Raw genomic sequence first — 23432 nt, forward strand, 5'->3', positions numbered from 1 at the left:
ATTGGGTCGATGCATTTATATTTGAGCTTGTGAACCAGGGGATTTTAGATGAAAAGATATATCAAACAGGCAGTCGGTGGCCTAAACACAAGAATACTCTGCACAGCCTTGGTAACTGCAATGGCTGCTGGTCATGCATCTTCCGGGTATGCCGGAGCAACTTTCAAAATTGATGATACTAAATGGATTAGTCTTGGTTTAGGCCTGCGTAGCAGCTTTCAAACTGTCGAGGGCGCGGCCGGTAATAACGGCAATAAGTGGAGTAACGATTTCAATCTGGATAATACCCGTTTGTATGTTAACGGACAAATTCATAAATATTTGAAAGTGGAGTTTAACACTGACTGTCAAACGTGTAGTAATGGTGGCGAGCTTCGGGTATTGGATGCGATAGGAAAGATTGAATATAACTCCATGGTTAATTTATGGGTTGGTAGAATGCTGGTTCCGGCTGAACGCAGGGAGATGAATGGCCCGTTTTACAGTCCTATCTATCAGGTTTATAGTTCCGGTTCGCCGTTTGAGCCTGCCGATTTTAATACAACGATTCAAAATAATGGTACTTCTGCGGGTTCTTTTGGTCGTGATGACGGTGCCACTTTTTGGGGCTCGGTATTTAATGACCGTTTTCAATATGCTATCGGCTTTTTTCGTGGCTTAAGAGGCGGTGCCAACGTTAATGACAATATTTTGTACGCCCAACGGGTATCCTATAACTTTTGGGAAGTCGAGAAAAATCCCGGTTATTACACCTCGGGTACTTATTATGGTAAAGGTGGTGATATCTTAACCGTTGCTGCCAGCAATCAGTATCAGCAAGACGGTGCAGGTCAAGGTGCAACGAGTGTAAACAATGTTGCAATTGCCGCTGACCCGGGTAACTTTCGTGGTACCGGAGTCGATGTATTGATGGAAAAAGTGCTGCCCAATAATGGTGTGGTTACGTTAAATGGCGAATACAAAAACTATGATATTTCCGGTGGCTATAGTCAAGCGACGCGTAATGCAAATTACCCGAATAGTTTCGCGATGTTTGAAGGTAACTCCTATGATGTCAGCGGTATGTATCTGTTTCCACAAAAAATTGGTATTGGTTTGATTCAGCCTTATGTTCGTTATGTGAATATAATGCCTGACACCAGTTCCAATCGTAATTCTTACCAGGCCGGTGTGAACTACGTTATTGATGGTCATAACGCCGTTGTCTCTTTAAATTATATCTACGGCGATATGGCGACTAAAGGTATTACCAATTACCAATCGAACGTAACAGGTGACAACGTTAATTCGCTTGTTCTTGGCTTTCAGTGGCAGATTTAAGGACTCTTGATTACTCTGTATGAGTGCCATGAGCCAATTATCTTCAGAACCAGGAATATCAGCTATTTCTGGTTCTGAATAAGGCTGGTCTTTGTGGCATAATTACGCTAGATTTATACTCGTTATCAAGGTTAAATTTAACGATTTAAATAAAAAATAATGAGGAATTGTTATGAAAATAAAATTACTGGTTGTCGTTACCGGCTTATTGTCAATCATATCGCTACCCGTACATGCGCATACCGGCTTGGGTACCGTGCACGGTGTTGTCGACGGATTGTTGCATCCGTTAACGGGTATTGACCATTTACTCGTTATACTGGCGGTCGGCTTATTGGCAGTAATGCGCGGTGGACGAGAACTATGGTTATTGCCTGCCAGTTTTTTACTGATGATGACCGTAGGCGCGGGATTACATTTTGCCGGTTTCACGTTAAGTGCAGCAGAAACCTGGGTAGCCTTTTCAGTCATGGCTTCAGGGTTGCTGTTGTGGACAAATTATAAAGTGTCATCAGGCTTGGCAGTCGCTTTGGTCGCTGTATTTGCGCTTGGTCACGGTTACGTTCATGGTAGCGATTTGCAAACGGGAGCTGATGTTGCCGGGTATACGACAGGTTTTCTGCTTACGACGGCATTATTGCAAGGCTTGAGTATTACTATGGGGTTATTGCTATCAGGAACGTCCAGTTTAAAGATAATGACTACCGGATTTGGTCTGCTGTGTGCGGTAGTCGGTACGACCTTATTGGTTGGAGCCTGAGTAGATGGTTGCAGAACCTGTGGATATAGGGTTCGCCAATACAGAGATTACCCCACAGGGGTGGGAAGCAACACTGGAGTTGGGCTTTAAGTTAAGCAATGATAAAACCGTCTTGGCGCATCGTCGCCATCATGGTCCGTTAACCGTACAACGACCTTTTTATCCTGAAGGCGGCGTTTGTCATTTGTATTTGTTGCATCCGCCAGGTGGCGTAGTGGCAGGTGACAGCTTGACGATCACGATAAACGCAGCCGCCAATAGCGCAGCACTGGTAACAACGCCAGCCGCCGGCAAATTTTACCGCAGTACCGGAGAACTGGCACGGCAATCCGTTACCTTAACAGTCGCCGCAGGTGCGGCTTTAGAATGGTTGCCACAAGAAACCATTATCTATGAAGGGGCACGGGTCGCATCTGAGCTTCGCGTTAATCTGGAATCCGGTGCCCGCTTTATTGGCTGGGAAGTTCTCGTTTTGGGTCGTCCTGCCGCCAATGAAGGTTTTACAGTGGGTCAAGCCTGCATGAGCTGGCAGATTTTTCGTGCCGATGAGCTTTTTTATCGGGAACGTTTAAAGCTGGATGCCCAGGCATTTTTAGCGCGCTGGGGGCTGAACGGACATTCCGCTTGTGGGACAATGTTCGCCTGTCCTGCTTCAGTCGTGCAGTTGGAAGCGGTGCAACAACTTATTGGCGAGACGGCCGGGCGCGGTGTTACGTTAATAGATGATCTGCTGATCTGCCGCGCTCTTGATACCAGGGCTGACCGGTTACGCGGATTTTTTCAGCAGGTTTGGGCTGCACTAAGGCCCGACGTTTTGCAGCGTAAGGCTTGTGAGCCGCGTATCTGGGCAACCTGACCAACCAAAAAAGGATAATTAATGCATTTAACGCCACGCGAAAAAGACAAACTATTGATTTTTACTGCCGGATTATTGGCAGAACGACGCAAGGCCCGAGGGTTAAAGCTTAACTACCCCGAAGCCATTGCCTATATTACCGCAGCAATTATGGAAGGAGCCAGAGATGGGCGCACGGTTGCCGAACTAATGGAATTTGGTCGCACCTTGCTAAATCGCGATGATGTTATGGACGGTATCGCTGAAATGTTACCGGATGTGCAGGTAGAAGCCACGTTTCAGGATGGTACGAAGTTGGTTACGGTTCATAACCCCATTGAATAGCGAAGTAGGATGTGCCGTGCGCACTAAAGACGATAATGACCATGAAAGAATAGGAGCACAGCCATGATACCTGGAGAAATTATCCCTGCCGAGGGTGATATCGAGCTGAATGCAGGTTGCGCAGTTATCACGCTGGTTGTCGCCAATAGCGGTGACAGACCAATACAAGTCGGTTCACATTACCATTTTTTTGAAACCAATCCGGCGCTGCATTTTGACCGGGACAAAACACTGGGATTCAGATTGGATATACCTGCCGGTACCGCTGTCCGTTTTGAACCTGGACAGTTTAGAGAAATACATCTGATACCTTTTTCCGGATTACGCCGTGTTTACGGTTTTCGTCAGGCAGTCATGGGCGAACTAAAGGAGTCCGTATGAGCAGAATCAGCAGGCAGGCTTATAGTGATATGTTTGGCCCGACTACCGGCGATAAAGTGCGCCTTGGCGATAGCGGTTTGTTTTTACAAGTCGAAGCGGATCGTACGATTTATGGAGAAGAAGTTAAGTTTGGTGGTGGCAAGGTTATCCGCGATGGTATGGGGCAAAGCCAGGTTGATTCCTCGGTGGCGATGGATTTGGTTATCACCAATGCATTAATTGTCGATTACTGGGGTATTATCAAAGCGGATGTTGGTATCAAGAATGGCCGTATTGCCGCTATAGGCAAGGCCGGTAATCCCGATATCCAAAACGGTGTTGATATTGTTATTGGCCCCGGTACCGAGATTATTGCCGGTGAAGGGCAAATTTTAACCGCAGGTGGCGTTGACGCACATATCCATTTTATTTGTCCACAGCAAATAGAAGAAGCCCTTTCATCCGGCGTTACCACGATGATTGGCGGTGGCACCGGGCCTGCGACCGGTACTAATGCGACGACCTGTACGCCCGGGCCCTGGAATATTCAGCAGATGTTGCGTGCGCTTGACGGTTTTCCGATGAATTTTGGTTTGCTGGGGAAGGGTAACGCCAGTTTGCCGGCTGCGTTGGAAGAACAGGTTCGTGCCGGTGCCATGGGTTTAAAATTACATGAAGATTGGGGCACAACGCCGGCGGCGATTGATTGCTGTTTGTCGGTAGCCGAGCGTTTTGATGTACAGGTCGCGATTCATACCGATACCTTGAATGAATCCGGGTTCGTTGAAGATACCATCGCCGCTTTTAAAGATCGCACGATTCATACCTACCATACGGAAGGTGCGGGCGGCGGCCATGCGCCGGATATTATCAAAGCTTGCGGCTTGCCTAATGTACTGCCATCGTCAACCAATCCAACACGACCCTTTACGATTAATACGGTTGATGAACATCTGGATATGCTGATGGTGTGCCATCATCTTGATCCCGGTATCCCCGAGGACGTGGCTTTTGCCGAATCACGCATCCGCCGCGAAACCATAGCGGCGGAAGATATATTGCATGATTTGGGCGCTTTCTCGATGATTTCATCGGATTCCCAAGCAATGGGCAGAGTCGGTGAAGTGATTATCCGTACCTGGCAGACAGCGCATAAAATGAAACTGCAACGCGGCAGTTTGCAGGAAGATTCTGCAAACAACGATAATTTTCGCATTAAACGTTATATCGCCAAGTACACGATTAATCCGGCGATTAGTCATGGTATCTCGCACGAAGTTGGTTCGATAGAAGTTGGTAAGTTGGCCGATCTGGTGTTATGGAATCCGGCTTTTTTCGCCGTAAAACCCAGCCTGATTATCAAAGGTGGTTTGATAGCATTAGCGGCCATGGGCGATGTCAATGGGTCAATTCCAACGCCGCAACCGGTACATTATCGCCCGATGTTTGGTTCGTTCGGTGAGACTGCATCGGCCACATCGATGATTTTTTTACCACAAGCCGCTATTGATGGCGGTGTTTCAGAGGCTTTGGGCTTGCGAAAACGCGTTGGTGTTGTTAAAAATACCCGCAATATCGGTAAAAAAGATTTAGTGCATAATCACTACCAGCCCACTATCGAAGTGGATCCGCAAACTTATGTAGTACGTGCCGACGGGCAGTTACTTACCTGTGAGCCGGTGGCTGTTTTACCGTTTGCACAACGCTATTTTCTGTTTTAAGAAAATTCACCGACTTTTAAGCAGTGAAAATTTTTTACTTCAAGGTGTCTACCAACCAAGCCGGGACAGATAACATCGCTTGACGCGATGTTATCTGTAAAGTCTTCCCGCTTTAAGTTGGTAGCTCTTCAACGGATACTTCTCTAATGATCACTATGTTGAAATTGACCGAACTTGCTCCACCAGAAACCCAGGCTGACGATGTCCTGACGTTGCCTTTTGAGTATCGCCAGAAAAGCCGTTTACCTGCACGCACAGATGGTGGCGTAGCTGTTGGCGTATTTTTGCCGCGTGGACATCGTTTGCGCTCAGGTGTTATTTTGACCGGTACAGAGCGCTTTAAAGTGCTGATAAAAGCGGCTCCGGAAACGGTTTCGGTAGTGTGCAGCGATGATGCCCTGCAATTTGCACGTGTTTGTTATCACTTGGGTAATCGTCATGTCGCCTTACAGATTTTGCCGGGTGAGCTGCGCTATTTGAGTGACCATGTTCTGGATCACATGGTTGAGGGCTTGGGCTTGGGAGTGATGCACGATATCATGCCGTTTGAGCCAGAAGCCGGTGCTTATCATAGTCATGATTAATGATCTTGCCCTGCTGCGCTTGTTGCAATTGATTAGTCCGGGCTTGCCGATTGGCATGTACAGCTATTCCCAAGGGTTGGAACGTGCCATTGATGATGGCTTGGTGACCAATGCCGATGACGTCCATGAATGGCTTGAAGGTTTACTGGTGCATGGCATGACACAGCTTGATTTACCGGTCATGGCCCGCTTGTTTGATGCCTGGACATTGGCTGATAACGTTGCCGTTGTCCAGTGGAGCAAAACCTTGATTGCTTGCCGTGAAACGTCTGAATTACGTGCTGAAGACAGGCAAACCGGGCAGGCACTGGCGCGGTTGCTGGTCGCGCTGGAACTGGACGAGGCGGCAGAGTGGTTACGCAAACCGGAGGCAACACTCGCCACTTTATTTAGTCTCGCTGCAGTGCGCTGGGCCATTCCCAAACGTGAGGCGGCTATCGGTTACTTGTGGAGTTGGCTGGAAAATCAGGTGTTGTGTGCCGTTAAACTGGTGCCCTTGGGTCAGGTTGCCGGACAGCGCTTATTAATGGCATTGGCATCCAGGCTGCCTGAACAGGTTAATCGTGCGTTGTTGCTGGCTGATGATGAAATCGGCAGCAGCGTGTTTGGTTTGGCCTTGGTTAGTAGTCGGCATGAAACACAATATTCCAGATTATTTCGTTCTTAAAGAGAGTTAATGATGAGTGATAAACAGGTACTTCGGGTAGGTATAGGCGGGCCGGTAGGTTCCGGGAAAACAGCACTGGTCGATGCCTTGTGCAAACGCATGCGTGATCAATTTGAAATCGGCGTGGTAACCAATGATATTTATACCCGCGAAGACCAGCAATTTTTGATTCGCAGCGAGGCTTTGCCGGAAGACAGGATTATTGGCGTGGAAACCGGCGGCTGTCCGCACACGGCAATCAGGGAAGATGCCTCAATGAATCTTGCGGCTGTTGATGAGCTCTGTGAGCGCTTTGATAATCTGGATTTTATTATGGTGGAAAGTGGTGGTGATAATTTAAGCGCAACTTTTAGTCCAGAGCTGGCTGATCTGACTATTTATGTGATTGATGTGTCGGCAGGCGATAAAATACCGCGAAAAGGCGGTCCCGGCATTACCCGTTCTGACTTACTGGTGATTAATAAAATTGATTTGGCTCCTTATGTCGGTGCTTCTTTGGATGTTATGGATCGTGATGCCAAAAAAATGCGCGGTGAGCGGCCGTTTGTATTTACTAATCTTAAAACCGGTTTAGGGCTGGACACCATTACCCAATTTATTGTTACTGCGGGTATGCTGAGTACAGTAGCAGCGTGACACTGATTAAGCGTTATAGCAACAGCTAGTAGCTTCGATGTAAATGGAGGAATATCGAAGTCAGCAAACCCTGGATTACGTTTCACTACATCGAGGCTAATGGCTTACTCATTTTGTTCATCAAACCTTGGTTAGCGCTGCAAGGCTTTTCTTTTGATCACTAAAACAGATATAACTATCGAATAATATCGTTTTATTAAAGGGATATCATGATTTATTATTTGCACCTTAGACGCTATTGATGATGAATTATCTGTTTGTGTAATTTAAATTCGATGGTTTTTAGGTGAAATATTAAAGCGTTATTGCCTGGCAATAATGCCTTAGGCAGAATTGATAAGCTACTTTACACGCTTGACAAAACATAACGTGTAAAGTACTTTAACCTAAAATTGCAAGCTGACCGGACAACCGGAAGCCAGTGAGTCTATAATGACCGCTGGCTTTTTTTTGGCCAAAATTTGGCTATAATCAAGCTTGATAATTAAATTACAGGAGACTTTTATGTCACATTGGTACGAAGATAATTCTCAATCCATAGGAAATACACCGCTGATTCGGCTTAACCGGATCACTGATGGAGCCTCTGCTACCGTGCTGGCAAAAATTGAAGGACGTAATCCCGCTTATTCCGTTAAATGCCGAATTGGTGCTGCGATGATCTGGGATGCAGAGCAGCGTGGCTTGCTCGGGCCGGGTAAAGAGCTTGTTGAGCCCACCAGTGGCAATACCGGTATTGCGCTGGCCTTTGTTGCCGCAGCGCGAGGCATGCCATTGACCTTAACCATGCCGGAAACCATGAGTCTGGAACGTCGTAAGTTGTTGATTGCTTATGGTGCCAAACTTGTTTTGACGGAAGGTGCCAAAGGCATGAGCGGTGCCATTTCCAAAGCGGAGGAAATTACTGCCTCCGACCCTGAGCGTTATGTTTTGTTGCAGCAGTTTAAAAATCCGGCAAACCCTGCCATTCATGAACAGACCACCGGGCCTGAAATCTGGAACGATACGGATGGGGCGATTGATATCCTGGTATCCGGTGTGGGTACTGGTGGCACCATTACCGGCGTTACCCGTTATATCAAACAAACCCAAGGCAAGGCAATTATTTCAATTGCGGTAGAGCCGACTGCCAGTCCGGTACTGACCCAGTTTCGTGCCGGTGAGCCGCTTAATCCTGGTCCCCATAAGATTCAAGGTATCGGCGCGGGCTTTGTTCCTGGTGTGCTGGATCTTTCCTTGATAGATGAAATCGAGCAGGTGACCAACGAAGACGCCATCGAATATGCACGGCGTCTCGCCAGAGAAGAAGGCATACTCGCAGGTATTTCTTGTGGTGCAGCCGTTGCTGTGGCAATACGTGTTGCCAAACGACCTGAAAATGCCGGTAAAACTATTGTGGTGGTGTTGCCTGATTCAGGTGAACGTTATTTAAGTTCACCGCTGTTTGAGGGTATTTTCGATGCCAGTGGTTTGGCTGCATGAATGATATTACCCATTTAAATGGTAAGTATGATTGGGGTATTGATACCCTGGTTGCTCAATTACGTGATTTACGCGTGCAGTCGCTGGAAACTCGAAGTCGACGCGATAAACCACCCAAATTGCCTTCACGAAAAGAGCTACAAATTATATTGGAGGGGCTGAGTGCGGTCTTGTTTCCAAATCGTCTGGGACTGCCCGATCTTAATGACGAAGGCATCGATTACTTTGTGGGACACACCCTTGAAACCCTGTTACGCGAGCTTTATAAGCAAATTCGCCGTGAATTACAGTTTATCTCCGGACATGAAGGTGTCGACAAGGTCGCTAATGACCAAGCCATTAGTATTGCCCGCCAGTTTGCCGCCCGGTTGCCCACGGTAAGGGCATTGGTTGATACCGATATTCAGGCGGCCTTTGAAGGTGACCCTGCCGCAAGAAGCCCGGACGAAGTGCTGGTTTGTTATCCCGGCATTACTGCCATCATTCATCATCGACTGGCGCATATTCTTTATCAATTGGGTGCACCGTTGGTTGCCCGCGTTATCGCAGAAGTTGCCCATTCAGCGACGGGGATTGATATTCATCCCGGCGCACAAATTGGTGAGAGTTTTTTTATTGACCACGGTACGGGTGTGGTTATCGGAGAAACTGCCGTGATTGGGCGACATGTTCGCGTGTATCAGGCCGTGACTCTGGGCGCCAAACGCTTTGAAAAAGATGAGAACGGGTTGTTGGTTAAAGGCAATGCGAGGCATCCTATCGTTGAAGATAATGTGGTCATTTATGCCGGTGCTACCATTTTGGGTCGTATTACCATTGGTCACGGCTCAACTATTGGCGGTAATGTCTGGTTAACCCATAGCGTAGCCCCCGGTAGTAATATCACTCAGGCGTATGCCCGTAGTGAATTATTTCATGGCGGTGCGGGAATATAACATTTTTTAATTCAGAAAACGTTTATATTTAAATGCTGGAAGACCCATGATTCCGTGGAATACACCGGTAAAGTTTTTGTGCCTGCTGCTGCTATGTTGGTGCTGTGAATTGTTGATTTATGTATACGAAGTCAATAAGTTTGTCCCTGGAAATTAAACTTTTCTGGATCTCTATACTGCTAATTTTCAATCAGGAGATTAGCAATTAATTCTTTTAACTAATCGCAACAATAACAGGAATAAAGTCATGACCGATATCCATGAAGCCCATACCGCACTAGGCGATGTCGCTGCGCGTACCTTGGCGAATGCCACCAAAACCGTGCCTATGTTATCAACCATCACGCCACGATGGCTGGTGCATTTGATGCAATGGAAACCGCTTGAGGCAGGTATTTATCGCGTTAACAAAGTTAAAAATGAAAATGAGCTCTTTGTTGATTGTTCCAGCCTTGATGAAAAAGAACTGCCGCAAACTTTTGTTGATTACGAAGAATGGGGCCGCGAGTATCGCTTGAATGCGGTTAATACCGTACTGGATGTGCATACCCGTATTTCTGATTTATACAGCAGCCCACATAACCAAATCCATGAACAGTTGCGTTTGACTATCGAAACTATTAAAGAACGCCAGGAAAGTGAGCTTATTAACAATGCCGAATATGGCTTGCTTAATAACGTTGCTCCAGGTTTTAAAGTACAACCGCGTACCGGTGCACCCACGCCTGATGATTTGGATGAACTTATTTCCCGCGTTTGGAAAGAACCGGCATTTTTTCTGGCTCATCCACTTGCCATTGCAGCTTTCGGTCGTGAATGTACCCGTCGCGGTGTTCCACCGGCAATTGTTACCATGTTCGGTTCACAGTTCATGACTTGGCGCGGACTGCCTTTGATTCCTTCTGACAAGCTTAAGGTTATCAACGGTAAAACCAATATTTTACTGTTACGTACCGGTGAAAGCCGTCAAGGTGTCGTGGGTCTTTATCAGCCTAATCTGACCGGCGAACTGAGTATGGGCCTTTCAGTCCGTTTTATGGGCATTAATCACAAAGCGATTGCCTCTTATCTTATCTCTCTGTATTGCTCGCTGGCGGTGTTGACTGATGATGCGCTCGGAGTACTTGAGAATGTCGAAGTGGGCAAGTACCATGACTACAAGTGAATTTGATCAAACCAATTTAGTACCACAAGGTTTTACCGAAAATTCAGGAGCTGCATCGTTACCTGATGTCGATTATTTAACCAAACTTGCCAACGAGCTATTTTCAGCGTTGCCTTGTGATGGTTCAAGACTGGGTATTGGGGCATCTGCAGCACCTGGCGGGGCGGTTTCATCGTTGGCTGGCCTGGGTAATTCCGGGGTAGCCGCAATTGCACCGCAAGGTCTTGGTTTGCCTGGCGAGGTGGAATTGCGGCAGTTGTTTGCGCCGCGTAAGCCGTCTTTTGAGAGCGTTCCTGACAGTCTGGATACGGGGTCGGTTTTAGGCAATACGCCTGCCGGTTTGCCCTCATCTTTTGCAGGTCTGGACAAAGCCGTCTTGTCGGGTATTTTTCCGCATGATTTTGGCTTGCCCAGTGAAGCTGAATTGCAAAAGTTGTTGGTTTCGCACACGCCTTCGGAAACTAATGCTCCCGGAAATATTGGTATTCCGGCGTCGGTGCCGGCTCAAGAGTTGACTGGCGAACCGCTGGAAGCTGTTGAGAAACCAGCGGATACGTCTATTTCACCGCAGGTTTTTGAAACCGAGTTGCAAAAGCTTTTTGCTGCCAGTACAACGGCAAGTGGCTCGATTCCCGGTATTCCGGTTGCTACGGCAACGCCAGGTTTGACAAGCTCCTTTGCCAGTCTGGATGCTTCACTGATTGCGGGTCTTTCACCCGAGGTTTATGGCTTGCCGGGCGAAGCCGAGTTGCTAAAGTTTTTCGCCCCGTTGTCGGCACCTTCTTCAAGTACTTCGGAAAGCGCAGGATCTGGCTCAGCATTTTATTTTCTTGATGAGTTGAAGAGCGGTGGTTTTAATGCGCCAGCTCTGGGTTCTGCGCATCCGCCGTTTGATGTGCATGCGGTACGCCGTGATTTTCCGATTCTACAAGAGCGTGTTAACGGTTATCCGATAGCATGGCTGGATAATGCGGCGACAACCCAAAAGCCGCAAGTAGTGATTGATCGGGTTTCGTATTTTTATGAACATGAAAACTCCAACATTCATCGTGCGGCGCATGAACTGGCAGCGCGATCTACCGATGCTTATGAAAAATCTCGTGATACGGTCGCGCGATTTCTTAACGCACCTTCTGCAGAAAATATCATTTTTGTAAGAGGTACTACCGAAGGTATCAATCTTGTTGCACAAAGCTGGGGGCGACAAAATCTGGTTGCCGGTGATGAGATTATCATCACGTGGCTGGAACATCATGCCAATATTGTACCGTGGCAACAACTGACCGAAGTTACCGGTGCAATACTACGAGTTGTACCGGTTGATGAAAGCGGTCAGGTGTTACTGGGTGAATATCAGAAACTGTTGAGTTCACGCACTAAACTGGTCTCGTTTACCCATGTCTCCAATGCTCTTGGCACCGTTACGCCAGCGCAGGAAATTATTGCCATGGCCCATCGTGTTGGTGCCAGGGTTTTATTGGATGCCGCTCAGTCTGTTTCACACTTACAGGTTGATGTGCAAGCGCTTGATTGTGATTGGTGTGTATTTTCCGGACATAAGGTATTTGGTCCAACCGGTATTGGTGCTGTCTATGGCAAGGCCGAGTTACTTGAGTCCATGCCACCATGGCAAGGCGGCGGTAACATGATAGCAGATGTCACTTTTGAAAAAACGGTCTATCAACCTGCGCCTGCCCGTTTTGAAGCCGGTACCGGTAACATCGCTGACGCGGTAGGTTTGGGAGCGGCGCTTGAATATCTGACCAAAATCGGTATCCATAATGTCGCGCGTTATGAGCATGAGTTGCTGGTTTATGGAATGGAGGCGCTTAAAAGCATTCAAGGCTTGCGCTTGATTGGTACGGCTCCTGAAAAAGCCAGTGTGTTATCGTTTGTACTGGCCGGTCACAGCAATCAGGATATTGGCGTCGCTTTAAATAAGGTAGGTATTGCTGTTCGTACCGGCCATCATTGCGCACAACCCATCTTGCGTCGTTTTGGACTGGAAAGTACGGTACGTCCTTCGTTGGCGTTTTACAACACTTACGAAGAAATTGATCGATTGGTTAGTACTGTTAAAAAGATACAGGGCGGTCAAATCATTTAACCGCTAGTTCGATGTTATGGTTCCCATAGTTTGTATGGGAACCATGATGACGCTATGTTCTTTAAAAAACTTTCACCGTTTAGAATAGTTGCTTACTGGCTTGTCATTCAGGTATGCATCGCCTGCCTTTTTATTATGCCAAGGCTTGCAAAGGTTCTGCAAATTGCAAATTAAAAGTTTCAGCCACAGCAGGATAAGTCACTTTACCTCGATAGGTATTAAGGCCATATTGCAACGCCCGGTTTTTACGCACAGCGTCCAAGCCGTCATTTGCCAAGTGCAGTATGTATACCGCAGTTTGATTGTTAAGGGCAAAAGTACTGGTGCGTGGGACAGCGCCAGGCATGTTGGCGACGCAATAATGCACAACGCCATCAACTTCATACGTTGGATTGCTATGGGTAGTCGCATGGGTAGTTTCTACACAGCCGCCTTGATCAACCGCCACATCAACGATCACCGAGCCTTTGGGCATGGTTGGCAGCATGTTTCGGGTAATTAACCAGGGTGCGCGTCCACCAGGTATTAACACAGCACCAATCACCAGATCGGCTTCGCAGATAACTTCTTCAATATTATATTCATCACTGATGCGTGTTTGTAATTGCCCGCGATAAATATCATCCAGATATTTTAAGCGATCATGGCTAATATCCAGTACCGTCACTTGTGCGCCCAGGCCAACAGCAACCCGTGCGGCATTGGTGCCGACAATACCGGCACCCAAAATAACCACATTAGCGGGAGCTACGCCGGGAACACCGCCCATTAATACACCCCGACCACCATGGGATTTTTGTAAATAGGTTGCCCCCACTTGCGTTGCCATGCGTCCGGCAACTTCACTCATGGGGGTCAATAACGGTAGTTGTCCGGTTTCCGTTTGCACGGTTTCATAAGCAATTCCTGTCGTGCCGGCGGCTAGCAGGGCATCGGTAAGGGGCTTGTCGGAGGCCAGATGCAGATAGGTAAATAAAATCAAATCCGGGCGTAGATACTGATATTCCAAAGCAATCGGCTCTTTTACTTTAACGACCATTTGAGCAGCCCACGCATCTTCTGCGAAATGTACAATTTCGGCACCGGCAGCCTGGTATTCTTCATCGGAAAGCGAGCTGCCGATACCGGCTCCACTTTGAACCAGAACTTGATGGCCACGTCGTGTCAAAGCCTTGACTGCACCCGGCGTCATGCCGACACGATTTTCGTTATCTTTAATCTCTTTGGGTAGTCCAATGCGCATGGTACGGCTCCAGATTGTAGATTTATTATGTGTCGATAGTTGTTTGTTATAACCGCTTGTCTTATCTACAAAGTAACATTATTGGCTAGAAATATCGAACAAATAAAGCGCATTATATTTTTTTGTAAACGGCAGCCAAATTAATTAACAACTCCATATATGCTTTGGAAACATGCTTTGGCATTACCGGCATATTATCGTTACAACCTGACAGGTCAAGTTATTAGCCATAATGACCGGTATTCAAATCATAAGGATCCGGTTTCGAATCATTTAAATAGTCAAATGCGATGGCGCTATAGTAACTACCTTCGACGAGGTCAAAACCAATATTACGTGCCAATAAATCGGATTTTTTTTCATCGATTTGTTGCAGAATACTTTGTCCGCCAACTGACGTTATTTGTATTTTCAATTGCTGCAATTTTGTCAGCAACAGATCATCATGAGCTTGATTTTCCATATTTCGCGCTGAGGAGCTAACGTAATTCGGGGCTATCCTGGCTATCAAATTAAACGCTTCGCTTTCCTGGCCAAGGTATTCAAACTTCAGCGCAATTTTATAGCCTCTACGTTGATAATTATGCAGGCCATTAATCAGTTCCTGATAATAGGGCGCATATTGGCTGCTGACAGACAATACGACGACGACATTTTTGGTTTCCAAGCCACACTGTGCTATTACGTCTTCAAAGTAGGCACCATGATCGTGTTTAATGCCCAGTATATGCCGTGGATCAACTTCCAAAAACAGTACGCCTTGCAGATGCGCCAAAGTGAGATAGTTAAGCATGTGTACGGTACGGGACAAGCGGTCGAAATTAATGATGGATTCAAAATCACCGGCTTGTACGGAGTTATTGGCTAACAGATTTTCGATTTCGTTGGCATACAGGTGTTGGGTTTTATTGGGAGCAACCAAAATTTGCGCCGTATGACCGACAATAACGATAGGCTTCGATGTTTGTCGTAACGGTGTAAAGCAACTGTCGATTTGAATGGGGCCGAAAAGTCCGCTTACTTTACCTTCTTTCAAAACAAAAGGTCGAAAACTGGAACGATGTTCTTGTCCTAATCGGTCATTAAAATATTCCACTAAATTTTGTAACGGCATAAACTTTCCTCAAATTTACTATTATTCAATCATCGAGTTGCAGACTGGCATAAGGCAATTATTTATGATTGACCAGTTTTTACTAACAAAAAAAGCGGGCTTATAGCCCGCGAAAAAACATCCCTGTGTATCAGGAGGCAAAACTTTAGAGTCCTTTATAAAAAGTCATAGATCATTAAATCGTCGTTATCGCCAAGTATAATTTCATAGGACTTAAAAAATTCGGTAACGGTTTTTTACTCTTGGAAAACAGTTTAATGCCGTTTTTATGATTAATAAAACGATATATTTAGATGTTTATATCTTATAAAACGATAAATAATGTGATTGCATTAGTTGCACTGAGAGATCTGGTTTATGGCTTAAATCCTCCAGCTTGAGCTGATTAACTGTTATAGTGTGAAGATTTTTAAACCCAATAAAACACAAGGTTAGTTTTAATGAATTTGGCATATACGATTTCGGGCTTTGCCGTCGGCTTATTGGTTGGCGTGACTGGCGTAGGGGGCGGATCGTTGATGACGCCTTTATTGGTATTTTTATTCGGCTTCAATCCCGCGGTAGCGGTCGGTACCGATCTTTTATTTGCTGCCATTACCAAAACGTGTGGTGTTTGGGTACATCATGGTAAACACGGTTCGGTCGATTGGAAAATCGTAGGCTGGTTGGCGCTGGGAAGTCTGCCTTTTGCGATTATTACCTTGTTTGTACTTAAATATTATATGGCGGTAGGCAAGCAAACAACCGGAGCCATTACTTTTACTCTGGGTGTTGCTCTTATATTAACGGCTTGTGCGCTGTTTGTTCGAAGTGTGTTGTTAAATCGGGCGGCAAAGCTTGAGCGTATTGATGATGAACATAGTAATCCCGATAATGCATCACGCTTCAAGCATTTGCAAATACCGGCGACGGTGATTATTGGCGCTGTTTTAGGTGTTCTGGTTACCCTTTCATCGGTAGGGGCGGGTGCGCTGGGTACGGTAGCACTGTTATTTCTTTATCCCCGAATGACAACACTTAAAATTGTTGGTACTGATTTGGCGCATGCCATTCCGTTAACCGCTGTTGCAGGGATTGGCCATCTTAGTTTAGGCAATGTGGATCTGGTTTTGTTAAGTAGCTTGCTGATAGGTTCGCTGCCAGGGATTTGGGTCGGTAGCCATCTGAGTGCAAAGATTCCTGAAAAAGTTTTACGTCCGGTTTTGGCGACGATTTTGTTACTAATTGGGCTTAAGTTTATTTTACAATAAGCCCTTGATATTACTCTTATTTTAAAATTATAGCTGACGTTAAATAAATGCAAAAAAAAATACTTTTTGTTACCAGTGAAGCGTATCCCTTGATTAAAACAGGCGGGCTTGCCGATATTTCCGGTAGCTTGCCCAAGGCATTGCTGGATTTGGGTGTTGATGTTCGCTTGATAATACCTAATTATCAGGCAATAAATACCACTGAAGAAATTTACTATAAAAGTACGGTTCGGGTAAATAATATTGATGCAAACATTCTGGAAACCCGCTTGCCTGGCTCTCAATTATTGGTTTGGTTGGTAGATTGTCCGGAATTTTTTGGTTTTCCGGGTAATCCGTATGTCGATGAGCAAGGTAATGACTGGGGTAATAGTGCGGAACGTTTTTCCCTGTTTTGTCGTATAGCGGTTGAAGTAGCAATGAACCGTGGGTATTTGGACTGGACTCCTGATATTGTTCACTGTAATGACTGGCAAAGTGGACTGGTTCCGGCTTTGTTGTCTTTGGAAACCAAGCGACCGGCGACAGTATTTACCATACATAATTTGGCTTATCAAGGTCTTTTTCCAAAAGCGACCTGGACCTCGCTGAATTTACCCAGTCGGATTTGGAGTCCAGAGGGGCTTGAATTTAACGGGATGCTGTCTTTTATTAAAGGCGGCTTGGCCTATGCAGATCGTATTACTACGGTTAGCCAGACTTATGCGGCAGAAATTCAGACGGCTGTTTTTGGCTACGGCCTTGAGGGCTTGTTAAGTTATCGAAAAGATGATCTGACCGGTATTATTAACGGTATAGATGCCGATCAGTGGAATCCCGAAACGGATCCCGCTATTAGCGAACGTTTTGATAGCTTAACGTTGCCAAAAAAAAAGCTCAATAAAACGGCTCTGCAAAAGCAACACGCGCTACCTGTTGACAATGCTGTTCCGGTCTTTGTGCTCATTAGCCGTTTAGTGGAACAAAAAGGCATAGATCTGGTGTTGGAATGTCTTCCCGAGATGCTGACATTGCCGTTACAGTTTATTTTGCTCGGTAAGGGTGAAAAGCATTTTGAACAACAATTATCAAATTTTGCCAGTCGATATCCCGATAAAATAGCCATTACTCTGGGCTACGATGAAGACTTGGCGCATCAACTTGAAGCCGGTGCCGACGTTTTCCTGATGCCGTCAAAATTTGAGCCTTGCGGCCTAAACCAGCTATACAGTCAACGCTACGGTACCGTTCCCATTGTTAGAAAAACCGGCGGCTTGGCAGATACCGTTATTGATGTTTTACCGGTCACTCTGAACAATAAGGCGGCAACCGGCTTTGTTTTTAATCAGGCGACTTCCGGATCGTTAATGGAAGCCATTAAACGTGCCTTGATTGTTTATAGCCAACCTGAAATCTGGAAACAAATACAAACCAACGGGATGCAAAAAGACTACTCGTGGAATAACAGTGCCAAAGAGTATATGGGCTTATACGAACAGCTTTGATTGAAATAAAGTGCTTAAACCAATACCGGTGTTTTTTATGGAGGAATTTAGGTTAACGTGAGTTAGGGCTAAAAAAGTAGACTACCAATTTAAGCGGGGATAGTATCAGTCCTTGCTCAAGTAGGTAGCTGATTTTGGATATCACCTAAAGTCAATTTTCTAAAAGGTCATAGATATCTGGGCGAGGTTGGTACAGGCTTTCGGGTTTCAATTTTCTTGGCACGAACAGCTTTCTTTTTAGGAAAGAAGGTTTGTTTAATGCGTCGCCAGCCAACCACCAGCGAACTGGCGCCGAGCACCAAGCCAAACGATACCCATATCAGCATCCAGGCATCCCATAGTGGCCGTTGATAAAGCCAGCCAAAATCCCAGTGATGTAATCCTGAGTAAAGCCAGCGGAAAATCCGGCGACTTTGATCCAGTTTGGCCAATAGTCGACCATCCTGTGGATCCAGATAAAACAGCGTGCCGGTATCGTCAGCCATTTTTACCAGCAGGACCGGTAGCGGCTTTTCAATCAAACTTTGATGGTGTCTTGGATAGTAGTAACTGTCGTAGTTATTTAAAACGGTTTGTGACTCTACGTTGGTCTTGCCAGCCACGCGTTCTACGGCAGCGAGTAACGATGTCTCACTAAACTGCTGAGTGATCGCCGTATCAATCAGGGTTTGCGGCAGTCGCTGACCATCACGGGTATGTGCCAGCAATACGGCTTCACCAGCCAGATGCCGCCAGCCCAGTTCGACGATATCCGCACCATCCGTTGCTATAGCCAACATGGCGGGCAGAACAGGTTGCCAATTACGCATGGCATCCGGTACGCCCTTACCCAAATAGCGCGCTATTTCTTCCTTGCCGGGATTAGCCTGAGAAAATATTTTCCCCGGATTGGTATCAACAAAACCACTGGTAGCCCAAGACAATATTACGATACCGCCGATCAGCCCACTCCAGAAATGCCATTTAAACCAGAATTCCCGGTAGGGTTGGGTGCGCCCCTGAGAATATGTGGGTTTGCCTCGTAAACCAGGTCGCCAGCGCAACCAGCCGATAATAAGACCGGTTAATGTGGAGGCGTGCAATACTTCGCCGGTACGTTCAGATATCAGTAATTCACCGCCCTCTTTATTGACGGCAATACGATGAAAAGGGCTTAAGGCTTCCTGATTGCGCAAGATAACGGGATTTGTAGTTGTCTCCAGAAAACTGGTCTTGATAATATCGGTGTTATCAGTGTTTTCAAACCATTTTTCGGCAATTTTTAGCGCCTGATCTACCGAGGTTTTGTGCACTGAACCATCAAGCGCAGATAAGGCGAAATACTGACCGCGACTATCTTCGACCAGCCACAAGGGTTCACCGGCACTGCGTACCAATCGGGCATCAGCAATGTCAGTGGTGACAATATTACCGTTACCGGGAGGCTGTTTACCGGTACCAGCCATGGTTTTGGCTTTATGTTCCGCTGCAGCCTTACGAGGTTCAGCGCTACGATCCCAAGCTTCACCCAGGCTCAGCCAGCCGAATTCGGGAGCCAATGTTTCGGCATGGGCGAGCTGCTGACTACGGTTTTGCGTGGTCGGAGTGGAATACATGATGACCAAACCGGTAGCAAACCAAAAAAACATAAATAAGCCTAATACGACGCCTACCCAGCGATGAGCTTGATATAACAGCCAATTTAAAGATTTCATTGCCATTCTCTAAAAAAATACATAGTGAGGTAATACTTAGGTGATTTCCTGAGAATAATATACCCAGCTTGCTGGTCTTTTTATTCATTTACTGCGTTGTCAAAATAGTTACGTAGCCAGCTACGTGCCTATTTTTCCGCCTTGTAAATAAACAAAAATCCTGTGCCAATTGGGACTATTAATTCTCGGATATCACCTTAATTGAAAATAGTGTTTTATTAACACGGTCATGGGTTTTTAGCTTGGCAGGCTACTTTTTACAGCCCGCAAATATAATTGGCCAAGGCATCGATTTCATCATCAGTAAGTGATTTGGCAATTTTATTCATCACGCCATCAGTACTATTTTTTCGATCGCCAAGCTTCCAATTAATTAATTGAGAGCGTAAGTAAACTCTTTGTTGTCCGCCAATGACAGGGTAGATAACCCTATCGGCAATTTTGCCCTTGCCGTTGTCGCCGTGGCAGCTTATGCAGGCTGGAATATCTCTGGCCTGGTCGCCGTTCACAAACAAATTTTTGGCGGGCGTATTATCGTTGCCACCTTCGCCGTGCATGATTTTCTGACTGGCGAAATAAGCGGCTATATCGGCCTTGTCAGTAGCGCTTAAGTCTTCAGCCATAATGGTCATTACTACATGATACCGTTCACCGGACTGGAAATTACTCAACTGTTTGATCAAGTATCCTTCATGTTGTCCTGCATGGTTAGGGATTCTTTCATCATTACTGTTGCCATCCACACCATGACATTCCTGGCACCGACCGGAATCAGACTTCTCCTTGCCGATAACAGGATTACCACTCCCAATTTGTTGTGCGGAAATTACCACAGGCTCATCTGCCGCCATACTCTTGACCGAAGTGATTAGCGCGAGAGTACTGATAGCAAGAAAAGAACTCCTTTTCCAGTATTGATGGAGTAGTTGTTTGTGTCGCCTTTGCTGAGAAAAATCTACTTGAGAAACTATTGCAACAGGGACGATGTTTAGCCGCGACACAAAACGTGACAACCTCATACTTATTTTGCCGTTTGCTTGTCAGTGGCAAGTTTTTGCACGATTTCAAGTGCTTTTGCAACATTTTCAGCGGGCTTAAGTCCTTCCAAAGTCGCTGCGATTTTGCCATCAGTGGTAATAATAAAAGTGGTGCGCTCGGCAAAGCCATGAGTGATTTCAACGCCGCGTGAATCCTTTTTGCCCTCGGCAGCGTCTTTAACGGTCAAATCATAGGATTTGGCTATAGCGCCGTCAGCATCGGAGGCAACGGCGACTTTTCCGGCGCAATAGTCCGGGTCGGCCGAGAAATCGTTAAGTCTTTCTATACTGTCCAGAGACACACCAATAATGGTGGCACCAGCGGCAGCGAAGTTGTCAGCGTTGACAGCAAAGGTGTGTGCTTGAATGTTACAACCGCCGGTGTAGGCAGAAGGGTAAAAATAGACCACGACAGGACCTTTCTGCAGGGCATCTTTCAATGAATAACTAAATGCCTTGCCAGCCAGAGAAGCTTGGGTTTTAAAATCCGGGGCTGGATGACCTGTAGGCAACGCGGCGACGGCGGGAAATGTGATGGCACTTGATAAGAGGCAGCCCAATAGAAGACGTTTCATAGTTTTACTCTTTAAATAAAAGGGGAGGGGTTAAAGTGGTTTATAGGTATCGTGACAAGCATCATCACAAGAATTTGATATTTCAATAGCCTTGACTGATGCCGAATCAAAATTACCGGCTTCAACAAAGGCTACGATTTCGGCGGCCATATCTTCATATCTTTTGGCGTCGGTGACCGCATCAGCGGCATTGCCTCGTTTTTCAAAAAAACCTTCGACCAGTTTGAAATCGCTCTGCATTTTTTTTGCAAGCGTGATCGTTGCAGTAGCATCTTTGCTGGCGATATTGCCCTGCAGATTATGAGAATTGTTGTCTATTGACTCCATTAGCTCTTCGAAATCAAATTCGGCTTCAGCATAGACAATACTGCTTGCCAGCACGAAAATAATTCCGCAAAGATTAATTGTTTTACGCATATTATTTTGGTCCTTAAAAGGCTGATTTCCAGCTTGCCATGCCGTGTGCATAAACGATTACAGTAGATGGTCTCATTGAGTTTATTGGTTTGAAAAGTGAATAAAATAAAAATAACCCGGAAGGTATAATCCTGCCGGGTTATTATCGAACCCAGTTAATACGATAAGGTTACCAAGGTGACAAATATACCCGAATGGCGCAGAAAATCATCTTAAGCGATAAGCTCCTTAATAACCTTGCCATAAACAACGGTAGGACGTTCCGAACGGCCTTGATGTGTATAGATTAACTTTAAATGATCCAGCCCCATCTGATTGAGAACCGTTGCGTGTAAATCATAGGTATCGACTGCCGTACTTTTATCAGCCACCTGCAAACCAATTTCATCAGTTGCGCCATACGTTGTTCCGGCTTTAACGCCGCCGCCGGCAAGCCATTGCGTGTAGCCCCAGGCATTGTGGTCTCGTCCGGTGCCGCTTTCGCCCCATGAGGTGCGTCCAAATTCAGATGTCCATACGACTAACGTCGAATCAAGCAAACCTAAGGCTTTCAAGTCTGTCAGAAGACCGGCAATCGGTTTATCGACAACTCTGGCATGTTTGCCGTGATTTTCTTCCAGTTTGGTATGAGCATCCCAGTCTCTTTCATCACCATCTACATCTACCGGGCCGGTAACGACCTGTATGAAGCGCACACCGCGCTCTACCAGGCGTCGTGCACGCAACAAATTGGTACCGTATTCTTTGGTAACATCATCATTCAAACCATAAAGATTCTTGGTGGCGTCGGATTCTTTATTGAGGTCAACGGCTTCCGGCGCTGAAGTTTGCATACGTTCAGCCAGATCGTAAGCGCGGATACGTGCCTGAAGTTCAGTATCTTCAGGGTATGCAATGCCTTTGATCTCGTTTAACTGCTTTAAGAGCTTAAGATTATCGCTTTGTTGTGATGCCGCAACCAGCTCAGGGCGATCCAAATGCAGGATAGGCGATTTTCCTGAACGGAAAGCCGTACCTTGATAAACAGCCGGCAGGAAGCCGGAACTCCAGTTTACAGCGCCACCACTGGGTTCCTTCTTGCCATTGTAGAGAACGACATAAGCCGGTAAATCAGGGTTAGCCGAGCCCAAGGCATATTGAATCCATGCACCCAAAGCAGGTCTTCCAGGATTTAAGCCGCCAGAGTTTAACTTGAGTATTGAAATGTCATGGGTAGCACCTACGGTCACGCTGGACTTGATGAAAGCAATATCATCGGCATGTTGGGCAATATTTGGCAACAGGTCAGAGAACCAGGCACCGCTTTGCCCATGTTGCTTCCAGGTTCGGTCCGAAGCAAACAGTTTGCCGAGTCCGCCTTGCGTACTGGTCTTGATGCCCTTCAGGAAAGAAGCCGGAACCTCTTGCCCTGCCATTTTTATCAGCTCAGGTTTATAGTCGTATAAATCAAGCGTACTTGGCGCACCGTGCTGATGTAGCCAAATTACCGATTTGACTTTACCGGGGAAATGCGGCTGTTTGGGTGCCAAAGGATCAAGCAGGTCGGCTGCTATTGCACTGGAAAATATGCCACCTGCGCCCGGCAGTAATCCACTCAGCGCAAGTCCGCCGATGCCATATCCTGATTTGAGTAAAAAATCTCTACGTGATTGATTGTTCATGATGTCTGTTTCCTTTAAAAAAGTAGCTACCAACTTAAGC

General features: G+C 46.3%; 22 protein-coding genes. 15 read left to right on the forward strand and 7 right to left on the reverse strand.

What is annotated here, in order from left to right; all coding sequences use genetic code 11:
• Positions 1-48 precede the first annotated feature (48 nt).
• From KKZ03_RS07545 to KKZ03_RS07605, 13 genes are all read left to right on the forward strand, one after another.
• Positions 49-1320, forward strand: coding sequence for a hypothetical protein (locus tag KKZ03_RS07545; protein ID WP_243220901.1), 1272 nt, complete (start codon positions 49-51; stop codon positions 1318-1320).
• Between the two features lie 172 nt (positions 1321-1492).
• The gene (locus KKZ03_RS07550) at positions 1493-2080 is read left to right on the forward strand and encodes a HupE/UreJ family protein (RefSeq protein ID WP_243220902.1); all 588 of its coding nucleotides are present in this window, start codon (positions 1493-1495) and stop codon (positions 2078-2080) included.
• A 4-nt stretch (positions 2081-2084) separates the two neighbouring features.
• Positions 2085-2936, forward strand: coding sequence for an urease accessory protein UreD (locus KKZ03_RS07555; protein WP_243220903.1), 852 nt, complete (start codon positions 2085-2087; stop codon positions 2934-2936).
• A gap of 21 nt (positions 2937-2957) precedes the next feature.
• Complete coding sequence (gene ureA, locus KKZ03_RS07560; protein ID WP_243220904.1) at positions 2958-3260, forward strand: urease subunit gamma; 303 nt, start codon at positions 2958-2960, stop codon at positions 3258-3260.
• Between the two features lie 63 nt (positions 3261-3323).
• Positions 3324-3641, forward strand: coding sequence for an urease subunit beta (locus tag KKZ03_RS07565; RefSeq protein ID WP_243220905.1), 318 nt, complete (start codon positions 3324-3326; stop codon positions 3639-3641).
• Complete coding sequence (ureC, locus tag KKZ03_RS07570; RefSeq protein ID WP_243220906.1) at positions 3638-5341, forward strand: urease subunit alpha; 1704 nt, start codon at positions 3638-3640, stop codon at positions 5339-5341. Before KKZ03_RS07565 ends, ureC begins: the two co-directional genes overlap by 4 nt.
• A gap of 146 nt (positions 5342-5487) precedes the next feature.
• Positions 5488-5925, forward strand: coding sequence for an urease accessory protein UreE (ureE, locus tag KKZ03_RS07575; protein ID WP_305852369.1), 438 nt, complete (start codon positions 5488-5490; stop codon positions 5923-5925).
• Positions 5918-6592, forward strand: a complete 675-nt coding sequence (locus KKZ03_RS07580) for an urease accessory protein UreF (protein ID WP_243220907.1) — start codon at positions 5918-5920, stop codon at positions 6590-6592. Before ureE ends, KKZ03_RS07580 begins: the two co-directional genes overlap by 8 nt.
• Before the next feature lie 12 nt (positions 6593-6604).
• Positions 6605-7228, forward strand: coding sequence for an urease accessory protein UreG (gene ureG, locus KKZ03_RS07585; protein WP_243221563.1), 624 nt, complete (start codon positions 6605-6607; stop codon positions 7226-7228).
• Between the two features lie 504 nt (positions 7229-7732).
• Entirely contained in the window at positions 7733-8710 is a 978-nt protein-coding gene (cysK, locus tag KKZ03_RS07590) for a cysteine synthase A (protein ID WP_243220908.1), read from the forward strand.
• Positions 8707-9645 carry a serine O-acetyltransferase EpsC gene (gene epsC, locus KKZ03_RS07595; RefSeq protein ID WP_243220909.1) on the forward strand — a complete coding sequence of 313 codons (939 nt, stop codon included), beginning with the start codon at positions 8707-8709 and terminating at the stop codon, positions 9643-9645. The genes cysK and epsC overlap by 4 nt, the downstream gene beginning before the upstream one ends.
• Before the next feature lie 247 nt (positions 9646-9892).
• On the forward strand, positions 9893-10810 hold the full coding sequence (locus tag KKZ03_RS07600) for a family 2A encapsulin nanocompartment shell protein (protein WP_243220910.1): 918 nt from the start codon (positions 9893-9895) through the stop codon (positions 10808-10810).
• Positions 10797-12917, forward strand: coding sequence for a family 2A encapsulin nanocompartment cargo protein cysteine desulfurase (locus KKZ03_RS07605; protein ID WP_243220911.1), 2121 nt, complete (start codon positions 10797-10799; stop codon positions 12915-12917). The genes KKZ03_RS07600 and KKZ03_RS07605 overlap by 14 nt, the downstream gene beginning before the upstream one ends.
• Positions 12918-13050: 133 nt before the next feature.
• Here the strand turns inward: KKZ03_RS07605 and ald are convergent, their stop codons facing one another.
• Both ald and KKZ03_RS07615 read right to left on the reverse strand, forming a co-directional pair.
• Positions 13051-14160, reverse strand: a complete 1110-nt coding sequence (gene ald, locus KKZ03_RS07610) for an alanine dehydrogenase (protein ID WP_243220912.1) — start codon at positions 14158-14160, stop codon at positions 13051-13053.
• 223 nt (positions 14161-14383) lie between these two features.
• Positions 14384-15274, reverse strand: a complete 891-nt coding sequence (locus KKZ03_RS07615) for a hypothetical protein (protein WP_243220913.1) — start codon at positions 15272-15274, stop codon at positions 14384-14386.
• Positions 15275-15714: 440 nt separating this feature from the next.
• Here KKZ03_RS07615 and KKZ03_RS07620 point away from each other — a divergent pair, with 440 nt between their 5' ends.
• The gene (locus tag KKZ03_RS07620; RefSeq protein WP_243220914.1) at positions 15715-16524 is read left to right on the forward strand and encodes a sulfite exporter TauE/SafE family protein; all 810 of its coding nucleotides are present in this window, start codon (positions 15715-15717) and stop codon (positions 16522-16524) included.
• 47 nt (positions 16525-16571) lie between these two features.
• Entirely contained in the window at positions 16572-18008 is a 1437-nt protein-coding gene (gene glgA / locus KKZ03_RS07625; protein WP_243220915.1) for a glycogen synthase GlgA, read from the forward strand.
• Positions 18009-18175: 167 nt separating this feature from the next.
• On the opposite strand, the gene KKZ03_RS07630 is transcribed toward glgA, so the two are convergent.
• The 5 genes from KKZ03_RS07630 to KKZ03_RS07650 all read right to left on the reverse strand — a co-directional run bounded on the left by KKZ03_RS07630 (position 18176) and on the right by KKZ03_RS07650 (position 23392).
• Positions 18176-19702, reverse strand: a complete 1527-nt coding sequence (locus KKZ03_RS07630) for a PepSY domain-containing protein (protein ID WP_243220916.1) — start codon at positions 19700-19702, stop codon at positions 18176-18178.
• 257 nt (positions 19703-19959) lie between these two features.
• On the reverse strand, positions 19960-20721 hold the full coding sequence (locus tag KKZ03_RS07635) for a cytochrome c (protein ID WP_243220917.1): 762 nt from the start codon (positions 20719-20721) through the stop codon (positions 19960-19962).
• A 2-nt stretch (positions 20722-20723) separates the two neighbouring features.
• Complete coding sequence (locus tag KKZ03_RS07640; protein WP_243220918.1) at positions 20724-21314, reverse strand: peroxiredoxin; 591 nt, start codon at positions 21312-21314, stop codon at positions 20724-20726.
• A gap of 30 nt (positions 21315-21344) precedes the next feature.
• The gene (locus KKZ03_RS07645) at positions 21345-21731 is read right to left on the reverse strand and encodes a hypothetical protein (RefSeq protein ID WP_243220919.1); all 387 of its coding nucleotides are present in this window, start codon (positions 21729-21731) and stop codon (positions 21345-21347) included.
• Between the two features lie 212 nt (positions 21732-21943).
• Complete coding sequence (locus KKZ03_RS07650) at positions 21944-23392, reverse strand: DUF1501 domain-containing protein (RefSeq protein WP_243220920.1); 1449 nt, start codon at positions 23390-23392, stop codon at positions 21944-21946.
• Positions 23393-23432: the final 40 nt, after the last annotated feature.

Source organism: Methylobacter sp. S3L5C (genome assembly GCF_022788635.1).
In the GTDB taxonomy this organism is placed as follows: domain Bacteria; phylum Pseudomonadota; class Gammaproteobacteria; order Methylococcales; family Methylomonadaceae; genus Methylobacter_C.